A 26,849-nucleotide genomic window follows, 5' to 3' on the forward strand; every position below is an offset into this window, starting at 1 on the left:
CGGAGTATCAGCCGGACCCGCGCCTCGAAATACTGCTTGGGGCGTTGGAACGGCGGCGGAGGGGTGAGGGATGGCCGAGGTGTCCTCGCGTCAGGAAGCGGACGCCTGGCTGTGTGCGCGTGCCCGGGGGATCGTGTGGGCGCACCTCGACATACGCGAGTTCGCTGACTTCGCCCCGAGCGTCAAGAGCATGATCGAGCAGACCCAGCGCGAGTACAGCGGCCGGTTCCTGTTCGAGCTCATCCAGAACGCCTACGACCGCGAGCCGCGGGACGGCGAACCCGGGCGGGTCACCATCGTCCTGGCCGAGGACGAGGGCGACCACGGCACGCTCTACGCCGCGAACACCGGCCGGGGCTTCGACGCCCTCGACGTCCGCCGCATCGGCAGCCTCGGGCTGAGCGACAAGCGAGTCGGCGAGGGCATCGGCAACAAGGGCGTCGGCTTCAAAAGCGTGCTCCAGGTCTGCACCGCCCCGGAGATCTACAGCACGCTGCCCGACGGCTCGCCCGGCTTCTGCTTCCGCTTTGCCACCCCGCAGGACATCCCGGCGCTCGTTGACGGCGACCCGGTGCGCGAGGCGCAGGTGCTCGACGAGCTGTCGCTGTACAACGTCACGGTGCCGGTCGAGCGTGTCCCGGCGCGCGTGGCCGGGCTCTGGGCGGAGGGCGCCGCGACGGTGGTGCGGCTGCCACTGCACCGGGCCGACGCGGCGGACGTCGTACGGGCGGGCATCGCCGACATCGAGTCGTCGGACGTACCGGTGATGCTGTTCCTGGACCGTCTGCGGCGGGTCGAGGTCCGCAAGGAGTCCGGCGGCGTGAGCACCGTGCTCGTCCTTGCGCGGGACCGCGGCCCTTCCCTGGGACTCGGCGAGGGGTTCGACGGCCACGTCGTGGATCTGGGCGGTGAGGGCCGGTTCCTGGTGTTCGAGCGGCACGTCGACCCTAACGCGGTGCAGGATGTCGTGCGCGACGCGATCGCCACGGACCGGCTCGACAAGCGCTGGGGAGACTGGACGGCGCCGGTGTCGGTGTCCGTCGCTCTGCCCCGCGGGACCGCCGACGCCGACACCGGCCGCTGCTACACCTACCTGCCGATGGGGGCCAAAGCGCCGTCGCCGCTCGCGGGACACCTCAACGCCCCGTTCTTCACCAACTTCGCGCGTACGGACATCCCGCTCGACCACCCGCTGAACGCCCTACTGCTGTGCGAGGTCGCCCAACTGTGCCTCGACGCTGCGGCGGCGCTGACGCGCTCAGATGACCCGTCGGCGGCGGCCGACGTGCTCGACCTGCTGACCTGGGCCGAGGGCTACCTGCCGGTCCTCGCCGCCGAAGCCGTGAGCACCGGCGCCACCCTCGCCGAGCGGCCAGTCGTGCCGACCCAGGACCTGCAGGTCTGGACGACGCTGCAGGATGTGTGGCAGTGGCCGTCGGCCGACACCACCGTGCTCACCTCGGAGCGTGCCCGGGCCGCGTGCGGCGTGCGGTTCCTTCCGGCGTTGCCACTCGGGCGGTGGGACCGGCTCGCCGCGCTGATGACCGCCCTGGACCTCGATCCGGACCCAGGGCCTGAACGGCTCGCCGACTGGGTGGAGGCCATGATGGCGGCGATGGCCGCCGAACAGCGGCCGATCCGCGACTGGGAGGCGGCCTACACCGACCTCGCGATCCTGTTCGCCCGGACCGCCGACGCCCTTCGCGGGCGGAATCTCCTGCTGACCGACGAGTGGGAGCTCCGGCCGTGCGCTGCGGCGCCGCGCATGAATGACCCGGCCGCCGCTGCTGCGGCGACGCCGTTTTTCCTGCCGGCGAGGCAGCGCGTCGACGACGAGGACGAGATCGACCCCGACGCCGACCTCGACCTTCCCCGGAGCCTGTCCCGCCGGGTGTTCTACGTACACCGTGACCTCACGTGGTACGTCAACCGCCAACAGACGCCGGCCAGGCGCTTCTTGCAGAGCAACAACCTGGTGCGCCGCTTCGACATGCGCAGCATCCTCGACCATGTGCGTGGCGAACTCGGCCGGACCCGTTCGGTTGGGGTTGCCCGCGACGCATTGCATCTGGCGTTCAACCTGACCCGCGCCGGCGGGTTCGGCAAGGTCGACCTCAAGGGTCTCGGCCTGCGCGTGCCGACGGCCGGCGGCGGCTGGACCGCAGCCAGGTCGTGCTACTTCTCCGCCGGGTGGCCGCCCGACACCAACGGCGACGACCTGTCCACGATTGGCGGCACGCCTGAGGACCGCTCGCCCGAGCTGCACGCCCTCGGTGGGCGGCTCCTCGCGCCGCCCGATGCGGTGATGGGGACATCGGGCGACCGCAAGTTGTGGACCCGTTTCCTGCGTGAGATCGGCGTCCGCGACGTCATTGCGCTTGCCAGCGTCAGGGACGAGCGGCTGGTCATGGGACAGGAGCTGATCCGGTGGCGGCTCGGCCAGGTCGGCCTGCCGGAGGCCGTAAACACTGCGTGGCTGCGCAGCCTGCCGACGGGGTCTGCGGCGACGGCCCCCTACACGCCATACAGGGCGCGGTCGCCGCTGTTCTGGCTGCCCGGCCAGGGTGACTGGGAACGCCTGACCGGCCGCGTGCGCGGCGCACTGGCCCGGCAGATCCTCATCGCCCTCAAGGGACCATGGGGAAAGGACACGCTCGCCACGGTCTGGGAGAAGGACCGCCAGTACAACAAGGATTACGTCGCCGTGCCGACGCCGCTGCACGCCTTTCTGACCGATACGGCGTGGCTGCCCGTTCAGCGGCCGGGGCTGTCGGGCAGCGAGCTTGTGCGACCCGGTCAGTGCTGGACCTTCCCGGTGCGCACCGACCGCAGCGAGAACGGCCCGCCGCGCTTCGCCCCACTGCTCACCAGGAATATGCGGGAACTGCTCGACGACCATCCCGTCGGCGTCGCGCAGCTGCGCGGCCTGGGCGTAGGTGTGTGGGGCTCCGATCCCGACGCGGCACGGCTCGTCCGCCACCTCGGTCACCTGGCGGCCAGCGACGTCGTCGCCGACGTGCACGGTCCGCAGTTCCAGGCGATGTACCGCGCGGCCTGGGTGGCGTGCACGACCTCCGGGCAGATGCCGTTCCCGGCCGCAACGCGTTCCTACCTGGTCGCCGACGTCGGCGGAGTCGCCACGCCGCTGATCGTCGAACCCGCGGGCGGCGGTGCGGAGCCGCTGCCACTCGTCGTCGCCTCCGCCGTGGACGACAGGAGCCTCCTCCGGCTGCTCGCCGACTTCCGTCGGCCCCTACTCACGATCGACGCGAACGTCGAGAAGGTCGTCGCGCTGCTGCGCCAGCGGCTCGGCGCACAGGTCGTCGCCGCGGCCGACGTGGCGCCGGCCGTCCTGGTCGACGGCGCGCCGTTCGACAGCGGCGCGGCGTATCCCTCGGAGACGCTCGTCGACCTTGTTCCGCAACTGCCCGTCCTGGTCGCGACCCTGCTCGAGTTCCGCCGGGGCTCGTTCGACCGCGGTGGCCAGCGCGCCTTCGACGAGACCCTCGACGCCCTCGGCCGCGTACGCGTGATCCACGCCGGCCGCGTCGAGGTCCGCATCGGCGACGACATCCGCCCGCTGCCCGAAAGGCTGTACGGCGTCCTGCCTATCCCGCACCCCGACCGGCCGAGCCTCGTCATCGAAGGCCCCGCCGGGCCGCTTACCTGGCAGGCGGTCGAGCTTCTCGCCGAGCCCCTGCTCTACCTGGTCGGGCGGCCACACTCCACCGACGCGCTGCGCCTCGCCGCCGCCCGGCTACGGGCCGCCGGCGTGCCGCTCGGCGCGCTCGACGACGACGATCTCGCAATCGCCTGCGGCGTCAGCCCCGTGGACGTGCGCACGACCGCCCGCCGCATAGAGACGGCCCTCACGCCGCTGCTGACCCGGCTCCATCCGGTCGTCGCGCACTACGCCGGAGCGGGAGCGGCGGCGGTGTTCGACCCCGAATCGACCACGATCACCAGCGAAGCAGAGGCCCGCGACGCCGTCGCGCGCCTGGCCGACCGCCTGCCGTGCCCGCCTGGCGAACTCCTCGACGCGGGGCTGAACGCGTCCTCCGTCGACCAGCTCCGCCGGGCACTGCGGATACCACTCAAAGCCATGAATGAGACCCTTGCGACGCTAGGCGGTCGGTACCCGGCGATCGACTACAGCCCGCAGCACGCCGACGACTTCGCCGATCATGTGCGGGCCGGGCGGGGCCGGATACTCGACCGGATCCGCTGGGCCCGCTGGCACTTGTTCGCGGGCTTCAAGCCCCAGCAGGACTGGACGGTCACCCGGGACACCAAGGCGTTGACGCCGGACCCCGTCTGGGGCACCACCCTGGATGAGCTGTCGGCGGACCTCGTGGAGCGGCGCATCGAGGCCGAACTCGCCCGCCTGCTCGGCGCACCGCCGCCGACGGCTGGCGACCCGCTGCGCGGCGTCGACGAGTGCGCCAAACACAACAAGGATCTCGTCGTATCGAACGTCGGGCGGCTGACCCAGCTGGTGCGGGCCTGGCTGACCGCCCGCGGGCGATCGATCGCCACGCCCTGGGCCGACCCCGAGTCGGCTGGGCGAGCCGTGCTCGAGGCCCTCGACGGCTGCGGCGCCCTGGACTTCGCCCCGCTGTCGCTGGCCGATGCGCTCGCCTGGCTGGGAAAGCTTGGCCTATGGCCCGCGGACATGCCGGCCACGGACGACCCGGCGGCCCTGGACCTGTCGCCCGCGGACCTGGACGCCCAGCGGTCCGAGGAGCAACGCCGCCGGGCGGAGGCGGCCCGCCAGCGACGCACGGTCGTCGTGGACGACCAGCCGTTCGACCTCGACGACGGGCTCGCCCAGTTCGCCGCCGCGCTCGATGCCTCGCTGGGCCGGACGCCGGCGTTCCTCGACGCGCCGCGCCGGCACACGACACTCATTCCCGTTGCCGACCGCCCCGGAGGCGGGTCCGGGGGCGGTGGCTCGGCCAGCGGCCCAGGCGATCGGGGAATGACCGACCAGCAGCGGACCGCCGTCGGCTTCGCCGGCGAGTGGCTCGCCTACCAATGGCTCCAGCACGTCCACGGCACGGATTTCACGCCAGCGTGCTGGGTCTCCGAGTACCGCCAGGAGATGTTCACCGAACCCGGCGACGACAGCCTGGGCTGGGACTTCGCGGTGCCGGCCCAGAGGCTTACCTACCTCTACGAGATCAAGACGAGCCGTCTCGACGGCGGGCAGATCGAGCTCGGCGAGACCCAGGTGCGGGCCGCGCAGCGCAACGCCAAGAACGAGCAGTGGCGCCTCATCGTCATCACAAACGTGCTCAACGAACACCGCCGGCTGTACGTGCTGCGCAACCCCTTCCACGAGCAATCCCGCGGCCTCTACACGTTCGTCGGCCAGGGCCTGCGCCTGCGGTACCGGTTCGAATGACCGCGCGGACACGAGGTCGACACCGCAAGCCATCTCTCGCGCGCCCGCGATACCGGTCTCGACCCACAACGACGTTCGACGGATGGTCGACTCAAGGAGACGGTGTTGAGGACTCCGGGGTGATGAGGGTCGTGAGGCGCCGTTCGAGCTGGTGTCGACTGCGCCGGTCAAACAGCCATCGTGGGATCTCCAGAAGTGCAACACCGTGCTCTCGATACCAGTTGATCTTCGCACGCTTTCTTTCGTCGTACGTTGCCGAACCGGCCATGCCCCATACCTCGATGTAGGTCTCGCCTACTTTGAAGTCGGCACGCCACCTGCTCGCGAACGGTACGGCCGGCTCGATCTCGTGGGCGAGACCGCGGGCTGACAGCCAGTCGTCAACGCGTTTCTCATAGGTGGACCGAACCGTGTGGCCGTCGGCGCAGTTGATCGGCGGGCCGAAGTACCAGCCGGTAGGTCGTAGCTCGATACCAGAGGCGATGGTGAGTTCGCGGATGGTTTGCCAGCTGACCGTGTAGTCGTCGGCGATCGCCCTGAGTGATTCTCCTGCCGCGTAGCGGGCTCGAAGTATGTCCGGTGTCGGCATATCGGGCGTTGCGCCAGCGCGGATCGTCTCCCATGTCGTGGGCCGTGGAATGCCGTACTTGTTCAGCCAGTAGGTGACAGCGCTCGGGTCGCACCTGTACATGAGAGCGATCTCCCGGTAGGGCCGATGCTCCTGCCACACGAGCCGTCTGAGCTCCTCGGCGGTGGGCGTTCGCAGCCCACGTGCCTGCACGCTGCGTCCGGGTGGGCGAAGCGTCACACCCGCTTCCCGAAGCCATCGCACAATGGTGGACGTCGACGCGAGACCGCAACGGCTCGCGATCTCGTCCGTCGTCATCAACTCCTCGACGTACCACCGGCACAGCCGGGCCGCGGGTGGCCGCGCAAGCCCGCCGTGGCCCGGCTGGGGTGCTGGCGGTCGGATGTCGATACCCGCCTCGACGAGCCAGCGTCGCGCGGTCCTCGCGCTCACCCTGGCCGCGACTGCGACGTCCTCGATCGCCAGGCCATCCGTAACATACATTCTCCTCAGCAGTGCAACCGATGGACGCGGCGGGCGGCCCTTCTTGCTTGGGCCGCGCATCGGGATCTGCGCCTCATTGACCCAACGGTGCACCGTCACCTTACTCACCCTGCATCGCGCCGCGATTTGTGCCAGATTTAGCCGTTCGACGCGGTACATCTGCCACAGCTCAGCGTCTGCCGGCCTCTTCGCATCGCTGACGCGAGAGCGGTCGGTCGGGCGAGTGATACCGGCGCGGCCCAGCCACCGGTGCGCCGTGGACTCAACCACACCGCACTGCTGTGCGATCGCCGCGACGGACCATCCGTCCTCGATCCAACGACGAAGCTGATCATCGGCCGGTCGCACGTGACGCCGTGCATGGCTCGGGCCGTATCCGCGGCGCCGGGCGGCAATGCAAGCCTCTTCGCCTCCGGCAACGCCGCAATCTGCCCTGAGATTCCGTGGCAGATCGTTCACCCGGTCTCTGCCAACCAATTTGAGCTGCCGCAGATCAGGGCCAGGATGGTGCCGCAGGTCAACGGGCAGACGACGACCGTGAACTAGCGAACGTGATCAAGAGCCCAGGCCATGGCGGCCCGTATGGCGCCGGCAACCGCACCCTGAACGGCGGCCAGCACGACACGCAACCTGACACTGATTTTGTCCGGCTCGGGGGTCGACATTAGTTCTCCTGCCTCGTAAGGAATGGTGGACCGGCCGCGTGGGCCGGCCTCCAGTTGTCCTCCTCAGGCGGCTTTCCGGCGATGCCCCGAGCCGCTACGGTACGCAAATGCGCAGTTCGCGGCGGGTGTCGACTGTTCCGGATGGCATCCGGACCGGAACCGGGTCCGGCCGCCAGCGGGCGCCACAGTGACCGACAACCCACCGGATCGGCAGTTCGCGCTGCATCTGGGGCAGCTGCACCGGGCGGCCGGCGCACCCAAGCCCGCCTCGCTGATCAGTCTGGGCCGCCAGCAGCAACCACCGGTCAAGCTGACCCACCAGAGCTGGTCTGACTGGATGAGCGGCAAGACCGTGCCCAAGGACCCGAAGGTCGTCAAATTCCTCGTCGAACATCTGGAGCGGCGGGTAGATCCCAGCGTCCATCCCCGACGTGGGATCGGCTGGTGGCTCGAGCTGCACCAGCGGGCGAGTGCGTACAAACACGCCAATCGAGGTCAGACCCCCGGCGCCCGCCCACGCCGCACCGTAGCGCGCTCGGCGTACCTCGAACGGCTACGTCAGGTCGCACCGCCAACATTGGTGGACCGAGATGCGGACCTCGCCGACCTCGCCGCGTACTGCACTGCCGCCGACGAAGCGCCATATCGGTGGTTACGTGCGCCGGCGTGGGCCGGCAAGTCCGCGCTAATGATGCGGTTCGTGCTGCAGCCACCGGCCGGGGTGCAACTGGTCTCGTTCTTCGTCACCGGCCGCGAGCCCGGGCAGAGCGACCGGAGCGCGTTCGTCGACGTCCTGCTGGAGCAACTGTCCGCCCTACTGCGGGTGCCACTGCGCACGGACCTTCGCGCGGCGAACCGGGAGCACTACCTGCAGCGGATGCTCGCCGACACAGCTGAAGACTGCCAGCGCCGAGGTGAGCGACTGATCCTGGTCGTCGACGGCCTCGACGAGGACAGCGGCGTCACCACCGACCCGGAGGTATACAGCATCGCCGGACTCCTACCGGCCCGGCCGGCGGCAGGAATGCGGATCATCGTCACCGGGCGCCCTCATCCACCGCTGCCCGCGGACGTGCCCGACCATCATCCGCTCCGCGATGTCGGCGTCGTGCGTGACCTTCCACCGTCACCAGCGGCCCAGGCCATCCGCCATGACGCCGAACGTGACCTGAAGAAATGGCTCAAAGGCAGCTCGGTGCAACAGCACCTCCTCGGTCTGATCACCGTGGCCGGAGGCGGACTCAGCGCCGCGGACCTTGCCGATCTGACTGACACAGACATGTGGGTCATCGAGGAGCACCTGCGGTCGGTGACCTCCAGAGTATTCCTCCGGTACGACGGTCGATGGCGACGTGACGTCGACGTGTACGCCCTGGGCCACAAGGAGCTGCAACGGCAGGCAGAACTGTTCCTCGGCGAATGGCGGGTATCCGAGTGTCGTGACCAACTGCACGCCTGGACCGAGACGTACCGGCAGGCGGGTTGGCCGGATACCACCCCTGAGTACGTGCTGGACGGCTATTTCCGGATGGTCAGCGCGACCGGTGACCTTCGCCGCGTGCTGGCCTGCGCCACGGACCAGCAACGTCATCTCCGGATCGCCGCCCTCAGCGGCGGCGACGGACCAGCGCTCGCGGAGATTACCGCCGGGCAGGAACTCGCCCTCCGGCTCGATCCCGTGGATCTTGCAGCGCTGGGGCGACTCGCTGTGCATCGGCACCGGCTGGCGATCCGTAACGAGACGATCCCGCCGATGCTGCCGGCCGTCTGGGTATACCTGGGCCGCCGTGACCGTGCAGAGGCCCTTGCCCGTGGTATTGGCGAGCTGGCTGGCCATCGCTCCGAGGCGCTGAGCCTGCTGGCAGAAGCCGTCGCGGAGGACGGCGACTACGATGAGTCTCATCGGGTCGCTGCTGACATCACCAACCCGTTCGTCCGCGCTCGGGCCTTCCTCGACCTCGCTCAGGTCGCCGCCGACGCTGAGGAGTCCGCCCAGGCGAACTCCTGGATCGCCGACGCGCGGAACGCTGCGGAAGCCATTCCCAACGGGGAATTGCGAAGGCTCGCACTAGCTGACGTTGCGGTAGCGGTAGCTGAATCCGGTGACTACGAGCAGGCCATGACCGTCGCCGATGAGGTTCGGTTGTCAATGCGGGCCTACACGGAACTGCTGCCAAGGCTGGCGAGCGTCTCTGCCCGTGCCGGCGATGCCGACTGGGTCGCGGCGCTGGTCGACCATTGCACGGCGATCGCCGAACGCTCTGACGATGAGCTGCGTCAGTGGGCGCGGATGATGTTGGTCCGGATTGCTGCAGCAGGTGGCGACCTGAGCCGGGCTGAAGTGTTTTTGCACGACGTGACAGATCCGTACCACCGCACGAAAGCATTTATCGGGCTGGTGGATGCCGCCTGTGACGCTGGCGACGACCAGCGTGCGGCCGACCATGCACGAGGGGCAGAAACGTGTGCGGGGATGATCGACCAGCCGCACCGCGATTGGACGATGCCGGAAGTGGTTGGGGCGCTGGCACGGGCGAGGCAATTCAACGAGGCTGAAGCAGCAGTAAGGCAGATCAGCGACGAGAGACCGCGCCATCAAGCTCTGCTAGCACTCGGGATCCACCTGGCCCTTGTCGGTGAGGTTGCGCGGGCCGAGCCGGTTCTGCGTCGTACGATGCAGTTCCTTCGGTCCGGCGAGCGTGCGTGGAACGCTCTGGTCGAGGCTGTTGCCCGCACGGGAGACTTCGAGCATGCTGAGGCGCTGGCCCGCGGCGCCCCCAGCGAACAACAGCAGCTCGCATCCCTAACCACGCTCGCGCGGACGATGACGGCCGCCGGCGAGCATGACCGAGCCAGCCGGGTCACGCTGGCCGTCGCCCACGCCGCCCACGGCCGCCCCGCCGAGCCCCAAGTCGACGCGATCGCGACCCTCGCTTGGGTGCTCTTCAAGGCCGGTCACCCTGAGAGGGCAATGACCGCAGTCGCGACCATCCGACGGATGCTTGCCGACCACAGCCCTGGCACTGAGGCCGACACCGAACCGCTGCCGCTAGGACGGCTCATCGCATCACTGATCGCACAGGCCCGGTTCGATGACGCGGAAGCCCTGCTCAAAGGAATGACCGGTCTATTCCAGGCGGCGGCAGGATGGCAACTCGTCGACGGGCTTGTCGACGCCCACCGCTATGAACAGGCCGAGCAGGTCGTGCAGTCTATCGACGACATCGACGAGCGGGTGGCGATGATGCATACGCTTGCGGAGCACCTGCTGTCGGCCGGGAACACCGGCAGAGCTGCCGCGTTGGCCGACGAGGCCGAACGGCTGGCGGGCGCACGCTCCGCGGACGGACGTGACGCCGAGGGAGGGGGCCTTGACGAAGGCGCTATGAACGTCCCCGATCCCACCGCCCGACCCGACCCGGCGCAGTCAGACGCAGGCCAGGAGCATCCCATCCCGGAAGTGCATTCCGAGGACCCAGACGCATTGCAGGGAGCACGTCCGCGTGGATGGTGGGTCGAGCAAATGCGGCACGTCGCCAGCGATGCGGCCGAGGTCGACGACATGTTCAGCGCCGCCCGCGCGGCGCTGAACATGGACTCGGATGCTGAAGACGACTATTCGAACCGGCAGGATGAGCTAGTCGACATGGTCTGCGTCGTCGCGGATTGCGGCCGTATCGACCACGCATGGAAGCTGGCCGAGCAGATCCCAGACCGGAACTACCAGTCCATGGCGCTGGGACAAGTCGTGCGCGCGGCCGTGGCCACAGGCGATGTCGACGTGGCTGAGCAGATCGCGCACCAGATCCCGACGGGGTGGGAACGCGCCGGCGGGCTGACGGCCGTCGCGGAGGCCGATAGTGGCAACAACGCGCGCGTGGATGCGGCCTTGATGTGTGCGCTCAACATCGATTTTGCGGAGGAGCGTTCGGAGGCGCTGGCGGCCTTGGCTGGCGCTTTGGCACGGGCGGGGCGGCTCGGGCGGGCCGAAGCGATCGCTCGTTGCGTCGAACTAACCGACGTCCGTGCGGAGGCGCTGGTGGGGCTTGCCGCCAAAGTTGGAACCCAGCGAGGCCGGAGCCTCATTGCCGAGGCGCTCACCGTCGGGACCTGGACGGTCGCGCTCGAGGCGCTGGCGGTGGCCTCCCCCGATGCGCTGCTTGCGGTAGCCGAGGAGGTACTTCGACCAGCTTCCTATCGCTAACAAAGCATCGGTGGCGTAAACATACCCTTAGGACTGGGTGCCCAGTGTCAACATCCCTTGCCGTCTGCCAGTTGACCTGAGACGCCGCCAGGAGCCAGCGGAGCAAGGTCACAGCGGACGCTCCAGCGCGCGAGTGGCGGCCCCGCCCGGGTCTCCGCTCGTCGTCCTCTGGAGGAATTCCGTGAGCCGATGCCAGAGGAACGCCGTAAGCGTCCACACTGCGCGTCGGTGAACGCCGCTCCTTGTCGTCGCCGTCGCTCGGAGGGCATTCACTGACTGCGGATGAGCTCAGCCGAGGCGCGGCTCCGACCGCCCATTTTCGAGGTCGTCGAGTTGCTCGCGTAGCCGCGCCGCTTCGGCCTCGACCTCGCGCAGTTCAACGCAATTCGGTACATAACTATGCGTCCCCGCCGATCGCACAGCGGTCGGTCGCGAGGGCGAAACCCGCCGCCACGGTCACGAATGCGCACGACACGGCCCTGCGGGACCATCACGGAGGCCAATTAGGAAACCGTTGCTCTATCCCTGGGCTACGAGGGCGCGATGAGCGGTCTACCGACGCCCACGTTGACCTGCGTCGGCACATCCCCGCTCGGCGTGGCCGTGGGCGTTCGGGCTGGTGGGACTGTCGACCGATCACGCAACCGGCGTTGTGACCGGCTTGGTCCGTCCGGTATGCCCGGTTGGTTCGTCGTGACCCTGGCTGGCTCGTTTCGCCGAGCACTCGTCGCGATATCGAGGGGTGCGTCAGCTGCCTCCGCCCCCGGCGCCGGTTCAGTCGAGCGATGGCCTCGTCCTGGTCATTTGCGTCACGTCCGGCCGCTGTGCCACGAGACATTCAAGGTGCTGGGTGCTCAATCTCGCCTCCGTGCCAGGGCGAAGGGTGTGACGTCTTGTGCCAGTAATCCGCTCTTCTGAAGGATGCGAAGTATGTCGACCTGAGGAGAATCTGCCGTGCGGCATCTTGGAACCCTGATCACCGCGATCGTCGTCGCCCCGCTCGCCTGGGTGCTGTTGGCGATCGGTCAGCAGCGGTCCGTCGCGGCGTTCTCTGGAGACCTGCAGCCCGCGGAGTTCGCGCGGCCGTTGCTGGTACTGGCGGCGGCCGGACTGCTCCTGGGCGTGCTCGGCACCCTGCGGTTCTCCCCGCTGGGTGCAATGGCGATCGGCATCGTGTACATCTTCAGCGACACGATGCTGCTCGTCTCGCCGTCGGCTGTGCTGCGCGTGTTCACCGACGACCTGCATGTCGCGGGTCGGCACATCGACCTGGCCGCGCCGATCCGGACCGGCACGGCGATGGTGCTCGGCGTGCTGCTGCTGGTCGGGGCGACCAGCATGCAGCGGTGGCGTCGCTGGCCACGGCCCGCCCGCGACGGGGCGCCCGAGACAGCCGCTGAGGACCGTCCGGTCGGCATCGACGGGCTCGGCCTGAACACTCCACAGCAGGACACCGAGCCCGAATTGTCCGTCCGGTACGCCACGAGCCCTGAGCCTTACGCAACCTCGCGCCGCGGCACCTCGGCGAGCGACGCCCCCTACGGCTGGTGAGCCGGCGACGGCCCAGGAGAAGGCCCAGGAGAAGCGGAGTGCTCAGTCCAGGAGCGGGCGCAGCAGGGCCGTGAGGGTGTCGGCGGTCTGTTCGTCGAGGTCCCTGTCGTCGCGCATGTCGTTGATCCGCCGCTGCAGGTCCTGGGCCGCCCTACGTTCCTTGCTGCGGCCGATGTTCTGGCGTAGGTCTCTGAGCTTGTCGCGCAGCTTGTCCGCGGCGTCGGAGTCGATCCTGCCGTCGGCGAGAGCGTCGGCGATGACAACGTCGAGTCGGTTCACGATGGCCTGCGGGGTGGTGGCGGAAGGGGCGGGTGACGCGGCCGCGGACGGGGACAGGGACGGCGGCGGGCTGGTCTGGGTCGGCGCGCCCGGCTGGGCGGTCCTGTCCGCGGGGCGGGACAGCAGCATCGTGGTAACGACGGTCAGCGCGAGCACCAGCACCACCACCGTGCCGATCAGCCCGCCCAGCAGCGGCCGCGACATGCGCCGCGCAGCGGGGACGTCCGGCTCCTCGGCAAGTACCGCCGATCGGGATTCGATCATGGTAGGTGGGTGTGGCAGTGGTGCCGATCCGACGGCGTATCCAGCGCGTGCGGTGTGCGTGGCCGGCGGTGGATCGGCAACGAGGATCGGCAGGGCGGTCGTGACCTGCGGCGGCTGGCCGGCGGCCGCGGCCAGATCCTGTGCCACGGCTTCGGCGCTGGGCCGTTGGGCGGGGTCGGGGGACATGCAGTCCATACACAGCCGGCGCACCTCGTGTGGCAGCCCCGGCACCTGCGGTGGCGGAACCGGCGGTCCGGTCCGGTGCGCCGCGGCCGCCTCCTGCCAGGTGGCGATCCTGACGGGCGGGTGCCCGGTCAGCGCCTCGTACAGCAGTACACCCAAGGCGTAGACGTCACTCTCGGGCAATGCCGCGCCGGGCCGGAGCCGCTCGGGTGCCGCGTATGTCGGGGTGCCGACCAGCCGGCCGCCGTCGCCGTCCGGTTCGCCGCCGCTCAACGCGGCGATGCCGAAGTCGAGGATCTTGGCGCCCATGTGGGTCAGCATCACGTTGCCGGGCTTGATGTCGCGATGTACTACACCGATGCGGTGGGCGGCGGCCAGCGCCGCGGCGACCTGAGCGGCCATGATGGTCGCCTGCTGCCAAGGCAGTGGCCCGAACCGCAGCCGATCCGCGAGGCTCTGCCCCTCGACGAGTTCCATCACCAGGTACGCCACCACTGCGCCGCTGGGCAGCGCCGCCTCACCGTAGTCGTACACCTGGGTCACGTGAGGATGGGCCAGGCGGGCCGCGGCGCGCGCCTCGGTCCAGGTTGCGGCGCGCAGCAACGGGTCGGCGGCCAGCGGGGTGGTGAGCACCTTCACCGCCACCTGGCGGCCCAGGACCTCGTCCTCGGCCCGCCAGACCTGGGACATACCGCCTACCCCGATACGGTCGCGCAGCGTGAACCGATCGTGGAGGCGTACCCCAGAAGCCAACGGCGACATGGACACCAGTGTGCCCGGCTCATGCGGCCACGGCGTCGCCGCCTGTCAGGGCATCCGCCATCACCTGGTCGTCGTGGTCACCGTTGCCGGAGCCGGTCCTGAGTCCATAACGAGTCGTGTCCGATTTGCCTTATATGAATACCTTTATGACGCTCGTACTATCTCCAACCTGTGCATCAGGTAACGAAGCCGCATCTTTGACTATCCAAACCCGCAAAAACTGCCATAACCTCCGCCCATGGGAGCGCTCCCGAGAGCTCATCGCACCAAGGAGGAGCAATTGGCAGGTCCACTCCGCATGCTGGCGAACGTCGGCGTGATCCTCGCAACCTCGTTCGGCGCCGTCGCCGTCACCGGTGGTGGGGCAGCTCAGGCGGACACCCAGCTCTGTGACAAGTACGGCTCGACGACCATCCATGACCAGTACATCGTCATGAACAACCGCTGGGGCGCCGACACCGCGCAATGCATCAACGTGACTGACCACGGATTCGCGGTCACCGCAGACCACCACAAGCAGACGAATGGCGCGCCGGCGTCGTACACCGCGATCTACTCCGGCTGCCACTACAACAACTGCTCCCCCGGCACGAACCTGCCCATGCAGGTCAGCCAGATCAGCAGCGCGACGAGCAGCGCCAACTTCTCGTACCCGAACAGCGGCGTCTACAACGCCTCATACGACATCTGGCTGGACCCGACGCCCAAAAAAGACGGGGCAAACCAGCAGGAGCTCATGATCTGGTTCAACCACAGTGGCCCGGTCCACCCGGTCGGCTCAAAGGTCGCGTCCGCAACCGTCGGCGGCCGTGCGTGGGAGGTCTGGACCGGCAACAACGGCTCCAACGACGTGATCTCGTACGTCGCGCCGTCGCCGATCAACAGCTGGGACTTCAGCGTCCTGGACTTCGTCAACGACACGAAGACCCGTAGCAAGGTCACCGACTCGTGGTACCTGACAAGCATTCAGGCCGGGTTCGAGCCGTGGGTGGGCGGCACGGGTCTCGCCATCAACTCATTTGCCGCCAGCGTCAACGGTGGCGGTGGCAGCGGTTCGACGCCACCCGTATCTCCTCCATCCCCCACGACCGCACCCTCCACGACCGCACCCTCCACGACCGCACCCTCCACGACTGCACCCTCCACGACTGCACCTTCCACGACTGCACCTTCCACGACTGCACCCCAGGCAACCGCACCCCCGACGACCCCGCCTTCCACCAGTCCACCTTCGCCCGGAACGCACGTCGACAACCCGTACGTGGGCGCCAAGGGCTACGTCAACCCAGAGTGGAAAGCGAAGGCCGACGCCGAGCCCGGTGGCAGCCGCATCTCCAACAACCCGACCGGCGTGTGGCTGGACCGGATCGCGGCGATCAAGGGCGTCAACGGCGGCATGGGCGTGCGGGCGCACCTCGACGCCGCGCTGGCGCAGCGCGCGGGCTACATCCAGTTCGTCATCTACAACCTGCCCGGCCGTGACTGCGCCGCGCTGGCCTCCAACGGTGAGCTGGGTCCGGCGGAGATCGACCGCTACCAGACCGATTACATCGACCCGATCGCGGCGATCCAGGCCGACCCCAAGTACCGCAACCTGCGGATCATCAACATCATCGAGGTCGACTCGCTGCCGAACATGGTCACCAACACCAGTGGCGCCAGTGCCACCGCCACGTGCCAGACGATGCAGCAGAACGGCAACTACCAGAAGGGCGTCTCGTACGCCCTGGGCAAGTTCCACCCGATCGCGAACGTCTACAACTACATCGACGCCGCGCACCACGGCTGGATCGGCCATTCGAGCAACTTCGGACGGGCTGCCGACCTCTTCGCCACCGTGGCCAAGTCCGCCACGGGCGGCCTTGCCACCGTGGACGGCTTCATCACCGACACGGCGAACTACTCGGCGCTGACCGAGCCATACGTCAAAATCGACACCACCGTCAACGGGACCTCGGTCCGGCAGTCCAAGTGGGTCGACTGGAACGACTACGTCGACGAGCTGACGTTCGCGCAGGCGTTCCGGAACAAGCTCATTGCGAACGGCTTCAGCCCCAGCATCGGCATGCTCATTGACACGTCCCGCAACGGGTGGGGCGGCCCCAACCGGCCGACCGGCCCCAGCACCTCAACCGACGTCAACACGTTCGTCAACGAGTCCCGTGTCGACCGCCGTATCCAAGCCGGCAACTGGTGCAACCAGAGCGGCGCCGGCATCGGCGAGCGTCCGAAGGCCGCCCCAGCCGAGGGCATCGACGCCTACGTTTGGATCAAGCCGCCGGGCGAGTCCGACGGTGCCAGCGAGGCGACCCCGAACGGGCAGGGCAAGGGCCTCGACCAGATGTGCGACCCGAAGTACACCGGTAACGCCGGCAACGGCAACAACCTGACCGGTGCTCTGCCCAAGGCGCCGCTTTCCGGGAACTGGTTCCCGGCGCAGTTCCAGGAACTGATGCGCAACGCGTACCCGACGCTGAGCTGAAAAGGATGACCACCTCGCCGTAGGCGAGACCATCCCCGGGCCTCGCCCATGGCCGTTCGTACGCCATGGCGAACATCCCATAGCTCGTCACTCCCGGACCCCGGCAGCACGCCTGCCGGGGTCCGGGAGTCTCAGACCTCAGAGAATCCCGCGCGCCTGGAACGCCGCGCGGACCTGGTTCGCCGCCGCCGTGCCGTAGAGGGCCTTCGCCGTCCGGACCGTCTCACGTGCCGCGGCCGGCATCTTCGTGTTGGGGGCGAACCCGAACTGGGCCTCGAGGATGACCTTGTTGGCCTTCGTCCGGCCGAGCGCCGCGTTGATGTCGAACAGCGCCCGTGACCAGATCTCGCCGTCGGCGTGCACCTCGCCCTCGAGGTCGGCCGGGTACATCTTCGAGCCGTCGACGCGGCGCAGGCAGTGCGGCTCGTCGTCGGTGTAGGAGGTCGCGTCCCAGTCGGCGATGCAGGCCAGCGGCGTGCGCGCGGTGTCCGGGCTGGTGGCCTGCGACATGGTGAAGGCCCAGTAGTCGCCGAAGCCCTCGCCGATCGAGCCGGCCTCGAGCTTCTCGCCGAAGCCCGGCACCTGGTCGTCCTGGATCGCGTGGCCGTATTCGTGCCAGATGACCTCGTTGTCCTCGGCGTCGTCGACGCCGCCGGTGCCGAAGGTGATGCCGTCGGTGTCGGGATCGTAGAACGAGTTGTCGTCGGTCAGGCCCGTGGTGGCGTACTTCTGTGGCTCGTTGTTGACGTCGTTGAAGCCAAGGTTGTGGATGTACTCCTGGGCCGACGTGATGCCGTGGTAGCCCATGACCTGCTCGAAGCCACGCTGGGCGCGGTTGTAGATGAAGATCCGCTGCTGCGAGACGACCGGGTTCGTGCTGATGTTGAAGGCGTAGGCGCCCTGCAGGGTGGTGGTCTGCGGGTTGAGGTGCGTCAGCGTCACCGTCTTGTACGCCGCTTGCAGGGCCGGGTAGTCGGCGTCCTGGCGGTCCTTCAGCGACTCGTTCTGCAGCGCGACCACCGGGTTGGGATCGAAGACCCGGCCGGTGCCGTCGGCCTCTTTGACCAGCTTCTGCTCCTGCAGCGTGGCGCCGCTGCCGGCATCGAGCACCGTGAGGACGGAACCATGGTCGGTCCTGGTCACGACCGTCCAGGCCAGCGTCGCGGTCGCGCCGGGCACCACGACGAGCTCGGAGCGGGCCGCCGGCCCGGCGAGCCGCCCGGATACCGCCGTTCGCGCCCGGTCGGCGGTGACCGCGGGCACCTCGGTCTTCAGCCCGGTCACCGCGAGCCGCCCGTCCTGCACGATGACCTCGCCGGTCCGGGCATCGCTGTGCGTGGCGTAGAAGCCGCCGAGGACCGGCAGGCCGTGGTACAGCTGCTGATACCACGTGTGTGTGCCCAGCAGCGACTGCCGGACCTGAATCTGCATGAGCTCGGCCGGCACCGCCACCGGCGCCGCGTGCGCTGCGTTCCCCGCCGTCGCGGCCAGCAGCACCCCGCCGACCAGCGAGGCCGTCCATCCGTTCGCCCGTCGATACATCACGACATCGTAGGACTGGGCCGTGAAGGATCTGCATGTCTTGATGCCCTGCGAGGGCCTCGTCGAGGGGCGCCGGTGCGGCATGCTCCAGCACGGTGGGCACTGCGGGAAAACCGGACTATTTCCTGCCGGCCGACACGCCGGCTGATACCCCGCCCGAGTCCGCCGTCGTACGGGGTGAGCCGGCGGTCAGCACCGACAATGCGTGCTCGACGACGGTGATCAGGAGCTGTTTCACCGATTCGCGGGAGCGGGCGTCGATGAGGACCAGCGGCACGTGATCAGCGATAGCCAGAGCCTCACGGACCTCGTCGACGTCGTACTGCGGGGCGCCGTCGAAGCAGTTGACCGCGGCCAGGTAGGGCAGGTCGCGGTGCTCGAAGAAGTCGATGGCGGTGAAGCTGTCCTGGACCCGGCGGGTGTCAACGATGACCACCGCGCCCAGCGCGCCACGGATCAGCTCGTCCCACATGAACCAGAAGCGGGTCTGCCCGGGGGTGCCGAACAGGTACAGGATCAGGTCGCGGGCGATCGTGATGCGGCCGAAGTCCATCGCGACCGTCGTGGTGTTCTTCGCCGGCACGGCGCTGGTGTCGTCGACGTGCACGCCGGCCGCGGTCATGACGGCCTCGGTGGTCAGTGGGGTGATCTCCGAGATCGCGCCGACGAGGGTGGTCTTGCCGGCGCCGAAGCCGCCGGCGATGACGATCTTCGCGGCGGTGACCCGGCTCGCGTTCGGGTGGAGCCGGTCAGAGGCTGCGGAGTCCAACGAGAACCCTTTCCAGTACGTTGATCCGCTCCTCTGTGTCGCCCGCGTCGAGCGGCTCGTAGAGGGTCAGGATCCCTTCGGTGATCATGTCGGCGACGAGTACCCGGGCGATGCCGAGCGGCACCCGCAGGTGCACGGCGATCTCGGCCAGTGACTGCGCGCGGCCGTTGCAGAGGGTGGCGATGAGATGCCGGTCCCGTCCGGCGTACCGGCTCTCCTCCACGCCCCGTTGCATGGTCAGCATCACCGCCTCGATGGCGATCTCCCGGGTGGGCTCGGTCCGGCCGCGGGTCACCGCGTACGGGCGAACGAGATTCCCGCGCGGGTCCTCCTCGCCGTACTGATCCATTGCCGCCTCCGCCCTCAGCCGCCCGCCCGCCTGCCTTCCTTACCGGGCCGCCGCCTCGCGGGGAGGTGACACCAGTGACTTGCCGACGCGCTCGACGAGCAGGGCCATCTCGTAGCCGACATGGCCCACGTCGCACTGCCGGGCCGCGAGCACCACGAGCGAGGAGCCGTCGCTGATCGACATGAGGATCAGGTACCCGGCCTCCATGTGGACGATGGTCTGCTGCACGTTGCCGCCCTCGAAGTGCCGCGCCGTGCCGTAGGTGAGGCTGACCAGCCCGGCCGTGACCGAGGCGAGCTGCTCGGCCCGCTCCGGCGGGAGGTCACCCGTGGCGGCCAGTAACAGCCCGTCGGAGGACACCACGATGACGTGGGCGATCCCGCTGAGTTGCTGGGCGAAGCTGTCGAGCAGCCAGCTCATGCTTTCCAACGCGCCGGATCCGGTCATCAGCGATTCTCCTCGGTTGCCTGTGCCGCATGGTCCGGGTTCGCCCCGCCCGCCTGCCGTCCACGTTGGACACCCCGCTGGTACGAGGAGAGCAGACCGCGCAGTTCCTCGGCGCTGGGCCGGTTGAGCTTGGTCGGCCGGGCGGGCACGCCGCCCGGCACGAGCTGGGCCTGCGGTGCGCGTTTGGGCAGGCCGGACCGGGTGCTGCCGGCGAGCGGCGGATGCTGCGCCGCGGACGCGGCGCGCCAGCCGTCGTCGGCCACGCTGCGCCAGTCGCCGCGTCCCGGGGCGGCGGCCCCGGCGCCGGCCGGCCGCCGGGCCGCGGACGGCGGTGCCGGCGCCGCGGCCGGTGCGGCCGATGCGGGTCTGGTGGCCGACGGTGGCCCCTGCAGCACGCTGTGGCCACGCTCGTGGAACCACGCCGTTTCGATCTCGCGGAATATCGGCAGCTCCGTGGTGTCCTCGGCGGCCACGGCCGCGTTCCAGACCGGCTGGGGCGGCGGGCTCACCAGGTCGGCCCATCGGCTGCGCCCTGGGTCGGTCGCCGGCACGGGCACGGGCCACTCGGGTGGCTGCCCCCGACCGGGATCCACCATCGTCGTGGTGCCGGCCGGCGCCGCCGCGCCGCTGCCGGTGTACGGCGCGCCGGCGGTGGTCGGCAGCGCGGCGGTCCGCCGCCGGGTCGGCACGGCCGGCGCCCGCCCGTTGCGTGGCAGGACGAGGACGCCGTGCGGCAGCACGATCTCCGCGACGGTGCCGCCGCCGGCGTTGTTGCGCAGCTGCACGATGATCCTGTGCCGGGAGGCGAGCCGTCCGACGACCGCGATGCCCATCAGCCGGAACGCGCCGATGTCGACCGGTGGCGGCTGGGCGAGCCGGCCGTTGTAGGCGGCCAGCGACTCCGGGTCGATGCCGAGCCCGCGGTCCTCGATCTGCAGGATCGCCCGGTCGCCGAGGCGCCGGCCGGTGAGCACGACCGGCGCGTTCGGCGGCGAGAACCGGGTCGCGTTGTCCAGCAGTTCGGCGAGCAGCCGGACGGTGTCGTTGACGGCCGAGGCGGCCACGAACACGTCGTCGTCGACCGCGGGGAACTCGATCCGCTCGTACAGCTCGATCTCGGACTGGGCGGCGCGCATCACGTCGATGAGCGGCGCGTCCTGGCGGCGCGGCGGGGTGGAGTCGGCGCCGGCGAGCACCAGCACGTTCTCGTCGTTGCGCCGCATCCGGGTGGCGAGGTGGTCCAGCTGGAAGAGGTCGGCCAGCCGCTTGGGGTCCACCTCGCCGCGCTCGATCCGGTCGAGCTGGCCGATCATCCGGTCGACCAGGGTCTGGCTGCGGCGCGCCAGGTTGAGAAACATGGCCGAGACGCTGTTGCGCAGCACGGCCTGCTCGGCCGCGACCCGGACCGCTTCGCGGTGCACGATGTTGAAGGCCCGCGCCACCTCGCCGATCTCGTCCTTGCTGTGGAACCCGATCGGGTCGCGGACCCGATCGGCGAGTTCCTGAGGTGATCGTTCCTGCAGCGTCTGGGCGTCGCGGAACTGGCTGACCGCGGCGGGCAGGTCGTGCTCGGCCACGGCGAGTGCGCTCTGCCGCAGCCGGCGCAGCGACACGACCATGGAGCGGGCCGTGACGAGGGCCAGGCCGAGCACGACCGCCAGGACGAGCACCACGATGGCCGACTCCACGACCACCTGGCGGCGCACGGTGGCGCTGATCCCGGCGGCGTCGGCGATGAGCCCGTCGTCGAGCTGCTCCTCGGTCCAGCGCATGAGGTCGTTGACCGCGCCGAACACGGACACGGCGTCATCGGCGGAGATCCCGGGCGGCTGGCCGACCGACCGCTGCAGCGTGCTGGTCATGTCGTCGGCCATCTGGGTCGCGTCGCCGGCGATCGTGGCCTCCACGACCCGGCGCTGCTCCACGTTCGCCGAGAGCGAGAAGGCGACGAACGCCTCCTGCTGGCCGGTGAGCGTGGCCAGCAGCGCGGACAGCTGATGGGCGTCGAGCGGGCCGGCCTTCAGCGCCGTGTAGACGATCGCCTCCTGCTCCGCCACGCGCGCCTTCGCCTTGGAGAACGCCGCCGCCGCCCGCAGCGCGTCGGCGAGGTCCGGGTCGGTGCTCACCTGCCCGAGGGCCTCGCGGTAGGAGACGAGGTCCTCGACGATCACGCCGTACCGCAGCAGGACCTCGGCGGCCGACGCGCCCTGCCGGCTGCTGACCTCCGCGCGGATCGCCGAGACCGCCTCGAGCTGGTCGTTGACGCGCTGCAGCCGCTCCCGGATCGCGGCGGGCACGGCGCCGAGCGACTCGCGGCGCTTGGTGTAGGCGGCGATGGCCTCGTCGGTGCGCAGGATCTGCCGGTTGAACGCCTCCAGCGCCGGCGCGGGGGAGGAGAGCAGCGCCGCGGCGGCCATGCGTTCCAGGTGGATCTGCTGGGAGAGGGCGGACACGTCGGCCGACAGCCGGGTGAGGGCACCCACCCGGCTGGCGTCGCCCGCGCGGCCGGCGGCGCTGTTCAGCCGGAGCGCGGCCAGCGTCATGATCGCCACGATGGGGATCAGCAGGATGAGCCCGAGCTTGGCGCGGATCCTGGTGTTGGCCAGTCGGGGCCGACCGATGCGCAACCTACTACCTGCAGGCTTCTTCGATGCGGGCATGCAAGGTCTCCGCGTGCTCGTGGTCGCCTAGGACGGTCCGGCGGATCGACGGTCGCGCAGGATGGTGACCCGGCGGGCCCGGGGGCGCAGGACAGCGCATTCCACCATGTCCGACATTCCTGAGGAAACCCCATGCAGCGGCGGACGGTCGGCTTTTTCAAGATCTACAGTCCTGAATTTCCTGGTCACCGGCGTTCGTACGCAGGGTATTTACGGAAGTCGCTGAGTACTCGCGAGGATGTCAATTGAGTATGATCAAATATTCTTTCAGTAATGGTGTCGGAACGCGTATTTCGAGCCTCTTGACCGTCCTGGTACGAGTTGGCAAGGTGTTGGCGGTCATCGCCGTCCAGACGGACCGGGGCATCGAGCGAGGGGAATCGACTTGCGACGCTGGCGATCTTTTGCGGCGATGCTTGCGGTGGCCCTGGTACCCACGGCCGGATGTACGCACGTCAATTCTCCTACCGAAACCGACGTCGTTGTCGCGGCCAGTCTGGAGCTTTCCGGCAGCGCGGCGGACCTCGGCACGGCGTACAAACGCGCCTTGGACCTGCGGGTGGCCCAGATCAACTCCGCCGGCCTGCTGGGCCGGCGCCGGATCAGCTTGCGGGTCCGCGACAACCGCAGCGACCCGGCGATCGCGCTGACCCAGATCACCGAGTTCACCGGCGATCCCGGCGTCACCGCGATCATCACCGGCGCCTGCGCCGAGTGCGTGACCGGAGCCGCGAAGGTGATCAACGACGGGCGCCTGCCGACGATCGCGCTGTCGCCGGTGGCCGAGGTGAGCACTCCGCTGGCCGATCGCAAGTACATCTTCCGGCTGGCGCCCAACGTCGACGACGACGCCAGCGTCCTGGCCGGTGAGCTGGCCCGGGCCGGGCGGCGCAAGGTCGCCTTCGTCTCCAGCGACGACGCCTACGGCCGGGGCGGCGCGGAGGCGCTGGCCCGCGAGGTCACCAAGATCGGTGCCAAGGTGGTCGCCCACGGGCAGTACGCGCCGACCGACAGCGATCTCAACCGGGCGGCCCGCGCGGCGATCGCCGGCAACCCCGACGCGATCGTGGTCTGGGGTTATCCACCGCAGGCGGCGACGGCCATCGGGGCCGTCCGCGACGCCGGCTACCGCGGCCAGGTGTACCTGGACGCCGGCGCCGCCGGGGAGCTCTTCCTCGGCGGACCGTTCGCGACCACCGACGGCACGGCGCTCGTCTTCACCCAGACGCTCGCCATCGACGACGTCATCGCGACCACCCCCGCGAAGGCGGCCCGCCGGCAATGGTTTCAGGACTACATGTCCCGCTACGGGACCTACCACGGGCACGCGTCATTTGCCGCGGACGCCCTGCAGCTCATCGTGAATGCGGTCGTCAAATCCGGCTCGGTCGACGGAGACACGCTGCGCGCGGTGCTGGAAACCTCGCAGCTGGACGGTCTCAGTGGACAGATCAGATTGACACCCGGCAATCATTCCGGGTTCATGCCGCAGTCGCTGACGATGCTCGAGGCGCGCGGCGGCCGCTGGCGCCTGCTCGGTTAGCACATTCGTTCGGACTTTTCGAAAATGCCTGCGTTGACAGGTGACGGCAAGAGAATTGGGGAATCCGCGATGAGGCGTTACCGTGCATTGCTGGTGGCGGTGCTGGCCACGGCACTGATCGGTGCGGCAGGGGGCTGCACGAGTCCGAAGGCCGAACCCGCCGCCTCGGAGAAGAAGCTCGACCAGGTCACCTACCTGACGGCGTTCGGCGCCGTCGGTCGGGACGCCTTCGCCTGGGTGGCCCAGGAGAAGGGCTACTTCAAGGAGTCCGGGCTCGACGTCACCATCCAGCTCGGCGCGGCCACGGGCGAGAACCTCAAAGGCCTCGCCGCCGGCCAGGCGCAGTTCGCCAACCTGGACTTGATCGGGGCCTGGATCCTCGCCGGCAAGGGCGACTACAAGGACTTCCGGACCATCGCCGCGATCCACCAGCAGTCGCTGGTGTCGATCGTGACGCTGGAAGGATCGGGCATCACCTCGCCCAAGGACCTCGAGGGCAAGAAGGTCGGCGCCGCGACCGGCTCCGTCAACCAGCTGCTGTTCCCGGCCTACGCCAAGCTGGCCGGCATCGACGCGAGCAAGGTCCAGTGGGTCAACGCCCAGCCCCCGCAGCTGCCCGCGCTGCTGGCCGGCGGTCAGGTCCAGGCGCTGAGCACGTTCCTCATCGGCTCCAAGGGCATCGAGAAGGCGGCCGGCGGCAAGAAGGCCGTGATCCTGCCCTACAGCAAGTACCTCGGTGACCTGTACGGCAACGGCATCATCACCACCGCGAAGATCGCCAAGGAGAACCCGGACCTCGCCCGGCGGTTCCGCGACGCCTCGCTCAAGGCCGTCAAGTACAGCATCGACCATCCCGACGAGGCAGCGCAGATCCTGAAGAAGGCGCAGCCCGCCGCCGACATCACCGCCGCCGTCGGCGAGATCACGCTGATGACGCCGTACGTCAGCTCCGGCGCGGCGATCGGCGCCATGGACCAGGAGCGCGTCGCCCGGGCCATCGCCACCCTGCAGGCCGGCGGTCTCATCCCGGCCGGGCTGACCCCGGACGCGGTCGTCGACTTCGGCATCACGCCGAAGGCCTGACATGACCACCTCCATCGATCCCAGCAGGTCCCGGTACTCGTTCGACAACGACGACCCCGAGTCGGTGGGGCGGCACAGCCACCTGTCCGCCATGCTCGACGGCTTCACCTTCAGCCGGCTCGGCACGGTTGGCGACCTGACCGGCCGGCGCTGCCTGGAGGTCGGCGCCGGCGGCGGCAGCGTCGCCCGCTGGCTCGCCGACCGGACCGGCCCGAACGGCCGGGTGCTGGCCACCGACCTCAACGTCCGGCACATCCCGGTCGGCGACGGATACACCGTGCTCCAGCACGACCTGGTCACCGAGCCCGTGCCGGAAGGCGCCTGGGATCTCATCCACGCACGACTGGTGCTGCTGCACATCCCCCAGCGCGCGGAGATTCTCGCGCGGCTGGCGGCGGCCCTCGCCCCGGGCGGCGCGCTCGTGCTGGAGGAGTGGGCGACGGAGTTCGGCAACCTGTGCCTGTCGGCACCGGACCGCGAAACCGCCGAGCTCATCGACCACTACCAGGACGTCCTGGTCAACCACGTGCTACCGGCCCGGGGCAACGATCCGACCTGGGCCGCACGGGTGCACGACACGATGCTGGCCGAGGGGCTGGTCGACGTCGACACGGCCATCCACGCGGACTCCTGGCCCGGTGGTACCCCGGGCGCGTTGCTCATCGCCGTCAACGTGGCCCAGCTCCGCGAGGAGTTCATCGCCGCCGGATTCACCGCGGAGCGGATCGAGCGCCTCGATGCGGCGGTACAGGACCCGCGCCTGGTCGTCCGGGGACACTTCACCTACTCGACCATCGGTCGCCGTGCCTGAGGAACGGACGTCGTCGCCGTGGTACGTGGTGGCCTTGCCGGCCGCCGGTGCCACGGCGGCGATCGGCCTCTGGTGGGGCACCACCGTGATCTTCGGCATCCGGTCGTTCTTCCTGCCGGCGCCGCCGGACATCATCGCCTCGTTCCGCGCGCAGCCCGCCTACCTGCTCCGGGAGACCTGGGCCACGCTGTCGGAGACCCTGCTCGGCTTCGCGATCGGGGTGGCCGCCGGCCTGGCCATCGCCATGATGCTCACCGCATGGAAGGCGGTCGAACGGGCGACGTTCCCGCTCCTCGTCGCCCTCAACTCGATCCCGAAGGTCGCGATCGCGCCGCTGCTGGTCGTCTGGCTGGGATACGGGCCGAAGCCGAAGATCGTGCTGGTGGTGCTGATCTGCTTCTTCCCGATCGTCGTGTCGACGGTCGCCGGGCTGACCTCCACCCCGGCCGACCTCGGCGAACTGGCCCGGTCCCTGTCCGCCTCCTGGTGGCAGGGCTACGTCAAGGTCCGGCTGCCGTGGGCGCTGCCGCAGGTCTTCGTGGGGCTGAAACTGGGCATCTCGCTGGCCGTCATCGGCGCGGTGGTGGCCGAGATCAGCAGCCCGAACCAAGGGCTCGGCGCCGTCATCGTGCTGTCGGGCAGTTCCCTGGACACCCCGCTCGCGTTCGCCGCCATCGTCCTGCTGGCGTTGCTGAGCATCGTGCTGTTCTACCTCATCGTCGCCCTGGAACGGCTGCTGCTGCCGTGGGCGCGGGCGATCTCCGCGTAACCCTGGAGGG

Annotated in this window: 16 protein-coding genes; 9 read left to right on the plus strand and 7 right to left on the minus strand. The window is 69.3% G+C overall.

Going from position 1 to position 26,849, the window contains the following annotated elements:
- Nucleotides 1–79: 79 nt before the first annotated feature.
- Complete coding sequence (locus AB0K00_RS21865) at nucleotides 80–5,404, plus strand: ATP-binding protein (RefSeq protein WP_363523324.1); 5,325 nt, start codon at nucleotides 80–82, stop codon at nucleotides 5,402–5,404.
- Between the two features lie 91 nt (nucleotides 5,405–5,495).
- On the opposite strand, the gene AB0K00_RS21870 is transcribed toward AB0K00_RS21865, so the two are convergent.
- Nucleotides 5,496–6,575, minus strand: coding sequence for a hypothetical protein (locus tag AB0K00_RS21870; RefSeq protein WP_363523325.1), 1,080 nt, complete (start codon nucleotides 6,573–6,575; stop codon nucleotides 5,496–5,498).
- Nucleotides 6,576–6,725: 150 nt separating this feature from the next.
- Between AB0K00_RS21870 and AB0K00_RS21875 the strand changes: the two genes are divergently transcribed.
- The 3 genes from AB0K00_RS21875 to AB0K00_RS21885 all read left to right on the plus strand — a co-directional run bounded on the left by AB0K00_RS21875 (nucleotide 6,726) and on the right by AB0K00_RS21885 (nucleotide 12,896).
- Entirely contained in the window at nucleotides 6,726–7,022 is a 297-nt protein-coding gene (locus tag AB0K00_RS21875) for a hypothetical protein (RefSeq protein ID WP_363523326.1), read from the plus strand.
- 306 nt (nucleotides 7,023–7,328) lie between these two features.
- Nucleotides 7,329–11,345, plus strand: coding sequence for a hypothetical protein (locus tag AB0K00_RS21880; protein ID WP_363523327.1), 4,017 nt, complete (start codon nucleotides 7,329–7,331; stop codon nucleotides 11,343–11,345).
- A gap of 954 nt (nucleotides 11,346–12,299) precedes the next feature.
- Nucleotides 12,300–12,896 (plus strand): hypothetical protein, encoded by a 597-nt coding sequence (locus tag AB0K00_RS21885; protein WP_363523328.1) that lies wholly within the window; start codon nucleotides 12,300–12,302, stop codon nucleotides 12,894–12,896.
- A 42-nt stretch (nucleotides 12,897–12,938) separates the two neighbouring features.
- Here the strand turns inward: AB0K00_RS21885 and AB0K00_RS21890 are convergent, their stop codons facing one another.
- Entirely contained in the window at nucleotides 12,939–14,384 is a 1,446-nt protein-coding gene (locus AB0K00_RS21890; protein ID WP_363523329.1) for a serine/threonine-protein kinase, read from the minus strand.
- Nucleotides 14,385–14,664: 280 nt separating this feature from the next.
- Here AB0K00_RS21890 and AB0K00_RS21895 point away from each other — a divergent pair, with 280 nt between their 5' ends.
- Complete coding sequence (locus AB0K00_RS21895) at nucleotides 14,665–16,866, plus strand: glycoside hydrolase family 6 protein (RefSeq protein ID WP_363523330.1); 2,202 nt, start codon at nucleotides 14,665–14,667, stop codon at nucleotides 16,864–16,866.
- A 138-nt stretch (nucleotides 16,867–17,004) separates the two neighbouring features.
- Here AB0K00_RS21895 and AB0K00_RS21900 read toward each other — a convergent pair whose 3' ends face one another.
- From AB0K00_RS21900 to AB0K00_RS21920, 5 genes are all read right to left on the minus strand, one after another.
- Nucleotides 17,005–18,408, minus strand: coding sequence for a M36 family metallopeptidase (locus AB0K00_RS21900; RefSeq protein ID WP_363523331.1), 1,404 nt, complete (start codon nucleotides 18,406–18,408; stop codon nucleotides 17,005–17,007).
- A gap of 118 nt (nucleotides 18,409–18,526) precedes the next feature.
- Nucleotides 18,527–19,177 carry an ATP/GTP-binding protein gene (locus AB0K00_RS21905; protein ID WP_363523332.1) on the minus strand — a complete coding sequence of 217 codons (651 nt, stop codon included), beginning with the start codon at nucleotides 19,175–19,177 and terminating at the stop codon, nucleotides 18,527–18,529.
- Nucleotides 19,158–19,526, minus strand: a complete 369-nt coding sequence (locus AB0K00_RS21910; protein ID WP_363523333.1) for a DUF742 domain-containing protein — start codon at nucleotides 19,524–19,526, stop codon at nucleotides 19,158–19,160. Before AB0K00_RS21910 ends, AB0K00_RS21905 begins: the two co-directional genes overlap by 20 nt.
- Nucleotides 19,527–19,565: 39 nt before the next feature.
- Nucleotides 19,566–19,973 carry a roadblock/LC7 domain-containing protein gene (locus tag AB0K00_RS21915; protein ID WP_363523334.1) on the minus strand — a complete coding sequence of 136 codons (408 nt, stop codon included), beginning with the start codon at nucleotides 19,971–19,973 and terminating at the stop codon, nucleotides 19,566–19,568.
- Nucleotides 19,973–22,600, minus strand: coding sequence for a nitrate- and nitrite sensing domain-containing protein (locus AB0K00_RS21920; RefSeq protein WP_363523335.1), 2,628 nt, complete (start codon nucleotides 22,598–22,600; stop codon nucleotides 19,973–19,975). The genes AB0K00_RS21915 and AB0K00_RS21920 overlap by 1 nt, the downstream gene beginning before the upstream one ends.
- Nucleotides 22,601–23,045: 445 nt before the next feature.
- On the opposite strand from AB0K00_RS21920, the gene AB0K00_RS21925 reads away from it, so the two are divergent.
- From AB0K00_RS21925 to AB0K00_RS21940, 4 genes are all read left to right on the plus strand, one after another.
- Nucleotides 23,046–24,176, plus strand: a complete 1,131-nt coding sequence (locus tag AB0K00_RS21925) for an ABC transporter substrate-binding protein (RefSeq protein WP_363523336.1) — start codon at nucleotides 23,046–23,048, stop codon at nucleotides 24,174–24,176.
- A 69-nt stretch (nucleotides 24,177–24,245) separates the two neighbouring features.
- Nucleotides 24,246–25,259 (plus strand): ABC transporter substrate-binding protein, encoded by a 1,014-nt coding sequence (locus AB0K00_RS21930; protein ID WP_363523337.1) that lies wholly within the window; start codon nucleotides 24,246–24,248, stop codon nucleotides 25,257–25,259.
- A 1-nt stretch (nucleotide 25,260) separates the two neighbouring features.
- Nucleotides 25,261–26,070, plus strand: coding sequence for a class I SAM-dependent methyltransferase (locus AB0K00_RS21935; RefSeq protein ID WP_363523338.1), 810 nt, complete (start codon nucleotides 25,261–25,263; stop codon nucleotides 26,068–26,070).
- The gene (locus AB0K00_RS21940) at nucleotides 26,063–26,839 is read left to right on the plus strand and encodes an ABC transporter permease (RefSeq protein ID WP_363523339.1); all 777 of its coding nucleotides are present in this window, start codon (nucleotides 26,063–26,065) and stop codon (nucleotides 26,837–26,839) included. The genes AB0K00_RS21935 and AB0K00_RS21940 overlap by 8 nt, the downstream gene beginning before the upstream one ends.
- Nucleotides 26,840–26,849: the final 10 nt, after the last annotated feature.

Source organism: Dactylosporangium sp. NPDC049525 (genome assembly GCF_040676755.1).
Lineage (GTDB): Bacteria > Actinomycetota > Actinomycetes > Mycobacteriales > Micromonosporaceae > Dactylosporangium.